General features: G+C 35.0%; 10 protein-coding genes. 6 read left to right on the forward strand and 4 right to left on the reverse strand.

The features are described from left to right. The first annotated feature begins 14 nt into the window (after positions 1-14). The 6 genes from dinB (at position 15) to Q0871_RS17185 (ending at position 8372) form a co-directional block, all read left to right on the forward strand. Complete coding sequence (gene dinB / locus Q0871_RS17160; RefSeq protein ID WP_299325891.1) at positions 15-1118, forward strand: DNA polymerase IV; 1104 nt, start codon at positions 15-17, stop codon at positions 1116-1118. A 109-nt stretch (positions 1119-1227) separates the two neighbouring features. Further along, on the forward strand, positions 1228-1647 hold the full coding sequence (locus Q0871_RS17165) for a hypothetical protein (protein WP_299325893.1): 420 nt from the start codon (positions 1228-1230) through the stop codon (positions 1645-1647). Between the two features lie 145 nt (positions 1648-1792). Next, positions 1793-2878 carry an efflux RND transporter periplasmic adaptor subunit gene (locus Q0871_RS17170; RefSeq protein WP_299325895.1) on the forward strand — a complete coding sequence of 362 codons (1086 nt, stop codon included), beginning with the start codon at positions 1793-1795 and terminating at the stop codon, positions 2876-2878. A 19-nt stretch (positions 2879-2897) separates the two neighbouring features. Next, complete coding sequence (locus Q0871_RS17175) at positions 2898-6146, forward strand: efflux RND transporter permease subunit (protein WP_299325896.1); 3249 nt, start codon at positions 2898-2900, stop codon at positions 6144-6146. Then, entirely contained in the window at positions 6133-7581 is a 1449-nt protein-coding gene (locus tag Q0871_RS17180; protein ID WP_299325897.1) for a TolC family protein, read from the forward strand. The genes Q0871_RS17175 and Q0871_RS17180 overlap by 14 nt, the downstream gene beginning before the upstream one ends. A gap of 266 nt (positions 7582-7847) precedes the next feature. Beyond that, complete coding sequence (locus tag Q0871_RS17185; RefSeq protein ID WP_299325898.1) at positions 7848-8372, forward strand: PAS domain-containing protein; 525 nt, start codon at positions 7848-7850, stop codon at positions 8370-8372. Between the two features lie 75 nt (positions 8373-8447). Here Q0871_RS17185 and pyk read toward each other — a convergent pair whose 3' ends face one another. From pyk to fabF, 4 genes are all read right to left on the reverse strand, one after another. Beyond that, positions 8448-9890 (reverse strand): pyruvate kinase, encoded by a 1443-nt coding sequence (pyk, locus tag Q0871_RS17190; RefSeq protein ID WP_299325899.1) that lies wholly within the window; start codon positions 9888-9890, stop codon positions 8448-8450. A gap of 2 nt (positions 9891-9892) precedes the next feature. Further along, positions 9893-10357, reverse strand: coding sequence for an IPExxxVDY family protein (locus Q0871_RS17195; RefSeq protein ID WP_299325900.1), 465 nt, complete (start codon positions 10355-10357; stop codon positions 9893-9895). Positions 10358-10472: 115 nt separating this feature from the next. Beyond that, the gene (gene rnc / locus Q0871_RS17200; protein ID WP_299325901.1) at positions 10473-11207 is read right to left on the reverse strand and encodes a ribonuclease III; all 735 of its coding nucleotides are present in this window, start codon (positions 11205-11207) and stop codon (positions 10473-10475) included. 8 nt (positions 11208-11215) lie between these two features. Further along, entirely contained in the window at positions 11216-12466 is a 1251-nt protein-coding gene (gene fabF / locus Q0871_RS17205) for a beta-ketoacyl-ACP synthase II (protein WP_299325902.1), read from the reverse strand. Positions 12467-12472: the final 6 nt, after the last annotated feature.

The following is a 12472-nucleotide window of genomic DNA, read 5'->3' on the forward strand; positions in this document are numbered from 1 at the left end:
TCTTAAATTTGCTTATGCCCAATGAAATGCCACTTCGAAAAATTATTCATGTTGATATGGATGCGTTTTATGCATCTGTAGAAGAACTGGATAATCCTGATTTAAAGGGAAAACCTTTGGCAGTAGGTGGTAGTGAAAAGAGAGGTGTTGTTTCTGCAGCCAATTATGAAGCCCGTAAATATGGTGTACGTAGTGCAATGAGCGGGTTTATGGCTAAAAAAAACTGTCCGCAGTTAACCTTTGTAAAACCCAGATTTGAGCGCTATAAAGAAATCTCGAAAATTATACGTTCTATATTTTTCGAATATACCGATCTGGTTGAACCCCTTTCTCTTGATGAGGCATATCTCGATGTTACTATTAACAAAAAAGGAAACCCATCGGCTACTATGCTCGCCACTGAAATTCGACAACGTATTTTAGAAAAAACAGGGTTGAACGCATCTGCAGGTATTTCTATCAATAAATTTATTGCCAAAATTGCAAGTGATATCAATAAGCCAAACGGACAAAAAACAGTGAACCCAGAAGAGGTCATCCCTTTTTTAGAAGAATTAGATATTAGAAAATTCTACGGTGTTGGTAAAGTTACTGCCGAAAAAATGTACAAGCTTGGCATTTTTACCGGAAACGATTTAAAAAACAAATCAATAGAATTTTTAGCAGAAAACTTTGGCAAGAGTGGTCCTTATTATTATCATGTGGTACGTGGTATACATAATAGCGAAGTTAAACCTCACCGAATACCTAAATCTGTTGGTGCAGAAAGAACCTTTAACGAAAACCTAAGTAGCGAGGTTTTTATGCTAGAACGTCTAGAACATATTGCTCAAGAGCTTGAAAGAAGACTTACCAAATCTAAGGTAGCCGGTAAAACAATTACGTTAAAAATAAAATACAGTGATTTTACCTTGAATACTAGAAGTAAAACTATGCCTTATTTTATCTCAGATAAAGATTTAATATTAGAAACCGCAAAAAATCTTTTATATCAAGAAGAGTTACAAAACTCAGTTAGACTTCTAGGAATCTCCTTGTCTAATTTAAATACAGAAGACAAGACGGCTAAAAAAATTGACGATAAATCAATTTTAGTACAATTAAAATTCGATTTCTAAATAATCTTAGCTCATTTTCTCTCTTTAAACCAATAATCTCAAATGTTAACAAAAATTAACGGCAATTAGTTGTGCAGCATTATTGGCTAGAATAGTTTTGCTCTCTTAAATGAAAAAAGGTTTTTTAAAATTTCTTCTTTCTACCTGTATACTACTATCTGGTATATACAGTCCTCTATTTGCTAATAACAATATAGGGGGTACTTCTTTTCATGCCATTCAACAATTAACCAATTCATTAGATAACAACCTAGAAACGGTAGTTGATCATAATGCGGTTCTTAAAGGCACTTTCGGTAATTTAGACAAGGTTTTTGAAATTGAAGCGGTAGAAATTGAGGAAGAAGAGAGTGAACATGCTTTCTTTAAAAAAGCTGGTGAACACCACCATGCTTCAATTTCTTTTTACCTTTTATCAGTACTATTCTTATTTAGTTATTTTACAAATAGCAATTCACTTCAAAGGCTATTTACTTTTCTACCCACAGCAGATAGGCGCTTTGTCCTATATCAGGTATTCCGTATTTAAAATTTCTTTCGGTCAAGATTTTATTCTGACCTGACATCATTTTTAAGACAACAGCCAGTTTAGATTCATTAATCTACTTGTCTTTTAAATTGAGTGTCTCCGCATTTTTATATTTCATTTTCCAATCAATTAAATATTCAATTTTATGACCAAGAGCGTACTCCTGATCGCTACCGCATGCACTTTATTTATTGCGGCGAGTTGCAATTCAAAAAAAGAAAAAAAAGAAGAGCATACTAAATTTCTTATTACAAGTCCTATTAAAAAAGATACATCGATCACTAAAGATTATGTATGTAATATTAATTCATTTAAACATATTGAGCTTAGAGCCCTTGAGAAAGGGTATTTGAAGGAAATTCACGTAGACGAAGGGCAACTGGTTAAAAAAGGGCAAAAAATGTTCAATATTATGCCCAATATCTATGAAGCAGATTTACAAAAAGCGAAAGCAGAAGCCAAGGTTGCTGAAATAGAATTACAAAATACCCAACTCTTAACTGATGGCAATGTCGTTTCTAAAAATGAACTTGCTATGGCAGAAGCTAATTTTGACAAAGCAAATGCCGAAGTTTTATTGGCACAAACCCATTTAGGCTTTACAAATATACGCGCACCTTTTGATGGTATTATGGATCACTTGCATGCGCGAGAAGGTAGCCTTTTAGATGAAGGTGAACTACTAACTACATTATCGGACAATTCTAAAATGTGGGTGTATTTCAATGTTCCAGAAGCCGAGTATTTAGATTATATCATAAGCACGGACAGGGACACCAAAAAGGAAGTGCAACTTTTAATGGCTAACAATAAAAAATTTAATCAAAAAGGTATTGTTGAAACTATTGAAGGAGAATTTGATAATGAAACTGGTAACATTGCTTTTAGAGCAACATTCCAAAATCCTGATAGAATTCTTAGACATGGTGAAACTGGTAGTATTCTCATGACCATACCTTTTAAAGATGCACTGATTATTCCTCAAAAAGCAACTTTTGAAATTTTGGACAAACGATTTGTTTTTGTTTTAGACCAAGACAATGTAGTACACCAAACAGAGATTTCTGTCGCTGCAGAACTTCCTCACCTTTTTGTAATTGGCAAAGGTTTAAAACTAAGCGACAAAATACTTGTAGATGGTATTCGTATGGTAAAAAACAATGAAAAAATTGAAACTGAATTTGCTGAACCAAATGAAGTGATTTCAAAATTAGCCGTGTACGCGGAATAACCAAACAAATACAAAAGACATGTTCAGTAAGTTTATAAAAAGACCGGTATTGGCTATTGTCATATCGGTAATAATCGTTTTTGTGGGATTGCTTTCCATAAAGCAATTGCCCATTTCACAGTTCCCAGATATTTCGCCTACTACGGTGAATATCTTTATAGCCTACCCTGGTTCTAGTGCAGACGTTTTAGTGAAATCGACCCTAATTCCTCTAGAGACCGCGATCAATGGTGTTCAAGATATGCGTTACATAGCATCTGATGCTACTAGTGCGGGTGAAGGTACTATACGTATCATTTTTGAACCTGGCACAGATCCAGATCAAGCTGTGGTAAGGGTAAAAACTAGAGTAGATCAAGTGATGCCTTTGTTACCTGAATTGGTACAACGAGAAGGTGTAATTATCACTCCGGTTCAACCAAGTATGTTAATGTATGTAAACCTGTACAGTGACAATTCTGATGATCATGAATTGTTTTTATACAACTACGCATACACCAAAATGATTCCTGAAATTCAGCGAATAGATGGTATCGCAAGTGCTCAAATTTTAGGTAGTCGTAAATACGCCATGCGTGTTTGGTTAAAACCAGACCGTATGCGTGCTTATAACGTTTCTGCAGAAGAGATTCTAGAAGCTATGGAAGAGCAAAGTATTTTAGCTCGCCCTGGTAGAATAGGTCAAAGTTCTGGTAAAACATCACAATCTTTAGAATATGTACTCATGTACCAAGATAGGTTTGATGAACCACAACAGTACAAGGACATTATTCTTAAAGCCACTGCAGAAGGTGAAATTCTAAAATTAGGCGATGTAGCAGATGTAGAATTAGGTAGTGAATTTTTTGATATCTATTCTAACTTAGACGGTAAACCATCTGCCTCTATTGTATTAAAACAGACTTTTGGCAGTAACGCTAGTGATGTAATTGAAGAAGTTAAAACAAAATTGGCTGAACTCAAAAAAGACTTGCCTACTGGTTTAGATTATAAAATTAGTTATGATGTTTCTAATTTCTTGAATGCATCAATAGAACAGGTATTACATACCTTAAGAGATGCCTTTATTTTGGTTGCCATTGTTGTATTTCTATTTTTAGGCGATTGGCGTTCTACTCTTATTCCAATTATTGCGGTACCAGTATCCTTGATTGGTGCATTTTTTATTATGCAAATGTTTGGGCTATCCATTAACCTAATTACGTTGTTCGCTCTGGTGCTCGCCATTGGTATTGTGGTCGATGATGCCATCGTTGTGGTTGAAGCCGTACATGCTAAAATGGAAGAAACACATTTAGGACCGTATGAAGCTGTAAAACTTGTGGTAAACGAAATTGGTGGTGCTATTATCGCAATTACTCTTGTAATGGTTTCAGTATTTATTCCAATTGCCTTCATGTCTGGACCCGTTGGTGTATTCTATCGCCAATTTTCAATTACTATGGCTGGATCTATCGTTTTATCCGCTATTGTCGCACTTACATTAACTCCGGTTTTATGTGCCATGATTCTAAAAAATAATCACGGCAAAGAGCGTAAAAAATCTCCTATAGATAAATTTATTGATTGGTTTAACAGAGGTTTTGAAAAACTTACTGGCAGGTACACTAAAATCTTAAATAAGATTGTTGCTAGAAGAGTACTGACTTTTGGTATTTTAGGTGCTTTCTGTGTTGGTATTTTCTTTACCAATAAAACATTGCCTGCCGGCTTTATACCTAACGAAGATCAAGGTATGATCTACGCAATTATACAGACTCCGCCGGGATCAACTTTAGAGCGTACAAATGACGTTGCTAGAAAACTACAGAAAATTTGTGAAGAAACTGAAGGTGTTGAATCTGTTTCGTCTTTAGCTGGTTATGAAATTATGACCGAAGGTCGTGGGTCTAACGCTGGTACGGTATTGATCAACCTTAAATCTTGGGGAGATCGCCATCACTCGGTTCATGAAATAATGGAAGAGTTAGAGGAAGAAACAAAAGACCTGGGTGCCGTTATTGAATATTTTGAACCTCCTGCTGTACCTGGTTTTGGTTCTTCTGGCGGATTCTCAATGCGACTATTAGATAAGACAGATGGTACCGACTATCACGAATTTGAAAAAATCAATAATGATTTTATGGAGGCGCTATCTAAACGTGATGAACTTACCGGTTTATTTACCTTCTACTCTGCCAACTATCCGCAGTACGAATTAAAAATAAACAATAAAATTGCCATGCAAAAAGGTGTTTCCATCAGTAAAGCAATGGAAAACCTGAACATTTTAATAGGTAGTACATACGAACAAGGTTTCATTCGTTTTGGTAGATTCTTTAAAGTATATACCCAAGCTGCTCCAGAGTACAGAGCATTGCCTTCAGATTTAGAAAAACTGTTCGTAAAAAATGAAGAGGGTGAAATGGTGCCATATTCTGCTTTCATGTCTATGGAAAAGAAATTGGGACCTAATGAAATTACCAGGTACAATCTTTATAATTCTGCTTCAATTAGAGGTTTACCCGCTGAAGGGTTTACCAGTGGCGATGCAATTGCCGCAATTAATGAGGTAGCGGAGCAAACACTACCTAGAGGTTTTGACGTTGCTTGGGAAGGTTTATCGTATGATGAAGCGCAAAGAGGTAATGAATCTATTTACATATTTCTAATCGTATTAATATTTGTGTATTTCGTACTTGCTGCGCAGTATGAAAGTTTTTTACTGCCGTTTGCTATTCTGCTATCCTTACCAATAGGTATTCTTGGTTCTTTCTTTATGCTAAAAACAATGGGATTAGCAAATGATGTGTATGCTCAAATTGGACTAATAATGCTGGTCGGGCTCTTAGGTAAAAACGGGGTGCTTATTGTAGAATTCGCCGTTCAAAAACGACGACAAGGCAGCACTATTTTAGAATCTGCTATCGAGGGTGCTAAAGTGAGATTTAGACCTATTTTAATGACGTCATTTGCCTTTATCGCAGGCCTTATTCCTTTGGTTCTAGCCCATGGTGCCGGAGCAATCGCAAACAAAACTATTGGTGCATCTGCTATGGGCGGTATGTTAATGGGTACTTTAATCGGGGTGCTTATTATACCAGGACTTTATTACATTTTTGCAATAATGGCTGACGGTCGCGGACTCATAAAAGGGGAATCTTCCGAACCTATTTCTGAAGAATTTGTACGAATAAGCGAAGGCGAAAGTAAAACACGCCAAAAACTTCGTGAATTAAAGCAAATGATTAAAAAACTAACCAAAAAAGAAGAAGATGATCAAAAATAAAAAAACCATTAAGAATGGAAAACTACTTTTGGTGGTTCTTATTAACGTATGTTTTTTCTATTCGTGCGTACCTACAAAAGACTTGAAAGAGGCAAATACAAATATGCCATCTAAGTATGTTGATCAAGCAACAGATTCAACAAATAGTGCCCAATTAAAATGGAAGGATTTCTTTAAAGATGAAAATCTGACCAAATTGATTGATACAGCATTGACCAACAACCAAGAACTACGCATTATGATACAACAAATTGATGTTGCTCAAAATGAGATTAAGGCTAGAAAGGGAGAATATCTTCCTTTCATAACTTATGGTGCTGGTGCAGAAGTTGAAAAAGTAGGTGAATATACCCGTAATGGTGCAGTAGAAAAGAATCTTGATATTAAGGATGGTGAGGAGTTTCCTGAGCCGTTAACAGATTACTCTGCCGGACTTTTTGCTACTTGGGAGTTAGATGTTTGGAAGAAACTGCGCAACTCTAAAAAAGCAGCTGCTTTAGAATATCTATCTACCATTGAAGGTAAAAACTTTATGGTCACTAGATTAATTGCTGAAATTGCTGATTCTTATTATGAACTCATTGCATTAGACAATCAATTGGCGTTTATAGAGCAAAATCTTGAACTTCAAGGTAATGCGCTTAGAATGGTGCGACTACAAAAAGAAGCTGCAAGAGCGACCGAGCTTGCCGTTAGAAGATTTGAAGCTGAAGTTTTAAAAAATCAAAGCCATAAATTTGAAGTACAGCAAGAAATTGTTGAAATGGAAAATAGGTTAAATTTCTTAATCGGACGTCAACCTCAGCCGATCGCCCGTAATTCTGAAGGATTTATTGAAACCCAGATGGATACTATTTATGCAGGATTGCCATTTCAACTTCTTTTGAACAGACCAGATATTAAACAAGCTGAATATGAGTTAGAAGCCGCTAAGCTAAATATAAAAGTAGCAAGAGCTAACTTTTATCCTTCAATTGGGCTGAAAGCTGGGATAGGACTACAAGCATTTAAACCTAAGTACTTAACCGAGACTCCAGAATCTTTAATATATAGTGCAGTTGGTGATATTGTTGGCCCGTTAATTAATAAAAACGCTATTAAAGCGGATTATAATACCGCAAACTCCAAGCAAATTCAAGCGGTATATGAATATGAAAAAGCAATTTTAAGTGGATACATTGAAGTTGTAAACCAGTTGTCTAAAATGGAAAATCTAAAGCAGAGTTATGCTTTAAAGGAAAACCAAGTAAAGGCATTAACAGAATCTATTGATTTGTCTACACGATTATTTCAGTCAGCAAGAATTGAATACATTGAAGTATTGCTAACACAACGTGAAGCTCTTGAATCTAAAATGGAATTGGTCGAAACAAAAAAAGACCAATTAATGGCTAGAGTAAATGTATATCAAGCCTTGGGTGGCGGTTGGAACTAGTAGTGCTATAACTAAGTAAAATTCATTTTTAAAACCCTAATAGAAGTAATTTCTATTAGGGTTTTTTTATTGTTTTGACTATTCTTCTGTAAAAATCACCTCTTTTGTGTTGAACTTTTTTAATCACTTTTTAAAGTATAACCATCGAACACTTAAACAATTATAATAATCCTCTCTAAAAATTATAACTGTAAAAAGTAATTTTTTAGCTTTATAGCAAATTCCAATGAAAAAGAAATTTTAATTACCTCTCTAAACTACGCAGTATGATAGATTTAAAAGATTACGATAATGCCGTAATCAAGTTTAGAAAAAGCCTAGACTTTACTATGTTACCAGTTCTCTCTTGGGATTTTTATGCTACTAATTATGAAGAAATAAAACAAACCGAAGAAGATGCTGTTGCTTTATTAAGTTTGGTTACTACCAATTCTTGGAATATCGATACTGAAATTATCGATACTAAATTAAAAGCAGATAAGAATATTATAGTCGTAACTGACGCCAAATTAAACATTGTTTTTGCTACCAAAAACATGTGGAATATGAGTCAATACCATCCTGAAGAAATAATAGGTAAAAGTCCTAAAATGTTTCAGGGTAATTTGACCTCTAAGTCTACATTAAAGGTCGTATCTGATGCTGTAAAAGAAAAGAAACCATTTGAGGTCACTGTAGTTAACTATAGAAAAGATGGATCTACTTATAAATGTTGGATACAAGGAGAACCTATTTTTGACAACAATGGTGATGTCGTTAATTTTATAGCCTTTGAAAAAGAAGTTGCTTAACTTTTCTGGTTAAAGAATAAAAAAAGGGTCGCTAATTAGCGACCCTTTTTATTGTATTATATATTCTAAATCTGACTATATATCGCCTGACTCTATTTCACTTACTCTTAATGTATTTACCATTCCTTTATCTTTAATAGGCATTGCAGCAAGACTAATAATCATATCGCCTACTTGCAAATATCCTTTATTGAAAGCTATACGGTTTACATCATCGATAGTATCATCTGTAGACACAAATTTATCATAGTAAAAAGCTTTTACACCCCATAATAAATTTAACTGCGTAAGTATTCTTTTGTTCGATGTAAACACAAGAATATGCGCACTAGGTCTCCATGCAGAAATTTGAAAAGCGGTATACCCACTATTCGTTAACGTAGAAATTGCCTTCGCTTTAATATCATTGGCCATTGTAGCTGCATGATAACAAATAGATTTAGTAATAAATCTTTTCGTACGAATATGTGGTGGATCATGAGGTACATGTATTAAATCTGAACCTTCAACGCTCTCTAAAATACTTGCCATTTTTTCAATAACCTGTACTGGGTAATTACCAACAGAAGTTTCACCAGACAACATTACTGCATCAGCACCATCCATAACAGAGTTTGCCACATCATTTACTTCTGCTCTTGTTGGTGTAAGGCTAGTAATCATTGTCTCCATCATTTGGGTAGCAATAATTACCGGTATTCTAGCTTTCTTAGCCTTTAAAACCAATTGCTTTTGAATTAATGGTACTTCATGAGCAGGAACTTCAACACCTAAATCGCCACGAGCAACCATTAAACCATCACAATAAGCAACAATCTTATCGATATTTTCAACAGCCTCTGGCTTTTCAATTTTAGCAATGATTGGAATTTTATGATCCGAGTGCTTATTGATGATGTTCTGTAAGTCAATTAAATCTTGACTAAAACGAACAAAAGAAAGTGCGATCCAATCTACCTCTAAAGAAATAGCGAATTCGGCATCTTCAATATCCTTTTTTGTAAGTGCAGGTAAAGAAATATTTGTATTCGGTAAGTTAACACCCTTCTTAGATTTCAATGGTCCACCTTGTATTACCTTGGCTAAGACCTCATCATCTCCATTGGTTGTTACTACTTCGAACATAAGTTTACCATCATCTAAAAGAATGCGTTCCCCAGCTTTTACATCTCTAGGAAATTCTTTGTAATTCATGTAAACACGTTCTGCAGAACCTTCAAATGGTTCACCAGTTACAAATGTTATTTCATCACCCGGGCTAACTACAACGTCACCAGCCATTACGCCTACACGCAATTTAGGTCCTTGTAAATCTGCTAAAATAGATGTATAAGTATCCATTTCATCATTTAACTCACGTATCATTTTTACACGCTCTTTAACATCATCGTAATCGGCATGAGAAAAATTTATTCTGAATACATCTACTCCCGCATCAATCATGCTCCTGAGTACCTCTTTTTTACTAGTTGCAGGCCCTAAGGTGGCAACAATTTTCGTCTTTTTTACAGTTGGCATATTTAAAAAATTAGATTGTTCTTTGATTTTAGTTTGTCTGTACTTATTTCATAAGCTGCCATAACCCTAGGCAACATTAATATGTTCTTTATTAAGGAATTTATATCAAAATCCTTCTCAGTTTCTATTTTTAATAGATAGTCGACATCCTTATACTCAGGTATGAGCCGAGGTGTCTTATATGTTGTTTCGTTCTTAAATAAATCATCTCGTACAATGAGCTCTTTTTCACTACTATGATTGGCAATTAACACCCAATACATATCATTATACGTATCTTCCCATTCAAAAATGGGAAACGATTTATTTTCAGCAAGAATAAAATTCTTTTTTGCTCTTACAAATTTTGACTTAACACTTTGGTTTAATCCGTAGGCTAAAGCAAAATCTTCTAAGGTAGTGTGTAAAGCTATAAGGCTGAAAGATTCATCATAAAAATCATCATTTATTTTATAAGTCGTAGCCATACTTCCACAAAACGGTAAATATAGAACTTCTAAGCTATAAAGCCTAGTTAGATAAATTGATAAAAACACATTAAAAGTTAATAAAATGTTAGCTTTTTATCATTTTGTTAAATGATTAATTTTCCATCTTGTCCTGCAAAGCAAAAAAAGCTCTTTTTGAAGCTCTCTCTTCTGCTTTCTTCTTTGAAGTTGCTCTAGCTTTTGCAACAACATTACCGCCAATTGAAAGTTTAACGGCAAAATGTTTTAATGGATCATTGCCAGTATCTTCATAAACGTCAAAATCGAAAGATTTCTTTTTCTTCTGACACCATTCGATTACTAAACTTTTGTAACTAATGACCCTACCTTCTAGTTGTTCAATATCTACATAGGGCTCTACAACTCTTTTGTATATAAATTTTTCGCAATATTTATAACCACGGTCAAGGTAGATTGCACCTACTAATGCCTCAAATACATTACCATGTATATTTTGACCAAAGTGCGATTTAGGTATTCTACTTTCTACATAATTAATTAAACCCAAATCTTTACCTAGTTCATTTAAATGCTCTCTACTAACAATTTTAGATCGCATTTTGGTCAAGTAACCTTCGTCACCTTCTGGAACTTCACTGTAAAGATGCTTAGAGATTATAGTGCCTAGCATAGAGTCACCTAAGAATTCTAGCCGTTCGTAATTCATAGCATTACCCTTTTCATCTTTTATATTCATTGACCTGTGTAGAAAGGCCTTTTTATAAAAAGATAATGTTTTTGGCTTAAAACCTAAAATCTTGGTTATTCCCAAAAAAAAATCCCCATCCTCTTTTGGATGGGAATTAAATAAGTTTGTGGGAAATGACATAAAACTAATTAATCAATTTTTTTAAAAACCACACATGCATTGTGCCCACCAAAACCAAATGTGTTACTCATAGCAACTTTTACATCTCGTTTTTGAGCTTTGTTCAATGTAAGGTTTAAACTAGGATCTATATTCTCATCTACCGTAGTATGGTTAATAGTTGGTGGCACTATACCATGTTCCATTGCCAAAATCGATGCAATTGCTTCAATAGCTCCGGCTGCTCCTAATAGGTGACCGGTCATAGACTTGGTAGAATTTATATTTATATCTTTTGCATGTTCACCAAAGACTTTGGTAATTGCCTTAAGCTCTGCAACATCACCTAAAGGTGTAGAAGTACCATGTGTATTAATAGCATCTACATCTTCAATTGATAGACCTGCATCTTTTAAACAGTTTTGCATTACTCTAACTACCCCTATCCCATCTGGGTGTGGCGCAGTCATATGGTAAGCATCGCTTGTCATACCACCACCTGCTACTTCTGCATAAATTTTTGCTCCTCTAGCAACTGCATGCTCATATTCTTCAAGAACTAATGCCCCTGCTCCTTCACCTAAAACGAAACCATCTCTAGTTGCATCAAAAGGTCTTGAAGCCGTTTCTGGACTATCATTTCTTGTTGATAATGCGTGCATTGCTCCGAAACCACCCATGCCTGCAATAGTTACGGCCGCCTCGCTACCACCTGTTACGATGACATCACAATGACCTAAACGTATATAGTTCAAGGCATCTATCATTGCATTTGCCGAAGAGGCACATGCTGAAACAGTTGTATAGTTAGGTCCCATAAAACCATGTTTTATAGAAATGTTTCCTGGTGCGATATCTGCAATCATCTTTGGTATAAAGAATGGATTGAATCTTGGTGTACCATCACCATTAGCAAAATTCATGACTTCGTTCTGGAAAGTTTCCAATCCTCCGATTCCTGCTCCCCAAATAACACCAACACGAAATTTATCAAGTTTTTCTAAATCTAATTTAGAATCAAGAATAGCTTCGTCAGAAGATACAAGTGCATATTGTGCAAATCTATCTAGCTTACGCCCTTCTTTTCTTTCAAAGTGATCTTCGGTTTTGTAGTTCTTCAACTCACACGCGAACTTTACTTTGAATTTTTCTGTATCGTAATAAGTAATTGGTGCCGATCCACTTTTACCGTTAATCAAGGCATTCCAATACTCTTCAATATTGTTACCAATTGGGGTAAGTGCCCCCAAACCTGTAACTACAACTCGCTTTAACTGCATTTAACT

Origin of the sequence: uncultured Maribacter sp. (genome assembly GCF_947500985.1) — a bacterium.
Lineage (GTDB): Bacteria > Bacteroidota > Bacteroidia > Flavobacteriales > Flavobacteriaceae > Maribacter.

What these genes read in the sequence shown, in the direction of transcription:
- Q0871_RS17165 (WP_299325893.1), top strand. Translation starts at nt 1,228, where the DNA reads ATGAAAAAAGGTTTTTTAAAATTTCTTCTTTCTACCTGTATACTACTA.
- Q0871_RS17180 (WP_299325897.1), top strand. Translation starts at nt 6,133, where the DNA reads ATGATCAAAAATAAAAAAACCATTAAGAATGGAAAACTACTTTTGGTG.
- Q0871_RS17175 (WP_299325896.1), top strand. Translation starts at nt 2,898, where the DNA reads ATGTTCAGTAAGTTTATAAAAAGACCGGTATTGGCTATTGTCATATCG.
- Q0871_RS17170 (WP_299325895.1), top strand. Translation starts at nt 1,793, where the DNA reads ATGACCAAGAGCGTACTCCTGATCGCTACCGCATGCACTTTATTTATT.
- dinB (WP_299325891.1), top strand. Translation starts at nt 15, where the DNA reads ATGCCCAATGAAATGCCACTTCGAAAAATTATTCATGTTGATATGGAT.
- rnc (WP_299325901.1), bottom strand. Translation starts at nt 11,207, where the DNA reads ATGTCATTTCCCACAAACTTATTTAATTCCCATCCAAAAGAGGATGGG.
- Q0871_RS17185 (WP_299325898.1), top strand. Translation starts at nt 7,848, where the DNA reads ATGATAGATTTAAAAGATTACGATAATGCCGTAATCAAGTTTAGAAAA.
- Q0871_RS17195 (WP_299325900.1), bottom strand. Translation starts at nt 10,357, where the DNA reads ATGGCTACGACTTATAAAATAAATGATGATTTTTATGATGAATCTTTC.
- pyk (WP_299325899.1), bottom strand. Translation starts at nt 9,890, where the DNA reads ATGCCAACTGTAAAAAAGACGAAAATTGTTGCCACCTTAGGGCCTGCA.
- fabF (WP_299325902.1), bottom strand. Translation starts at nt 12,466, where the DNA reads ATGCAGTTAAAGCGAGTTGTAGTTACAGGTTTGGGGGCACTTACCCCA.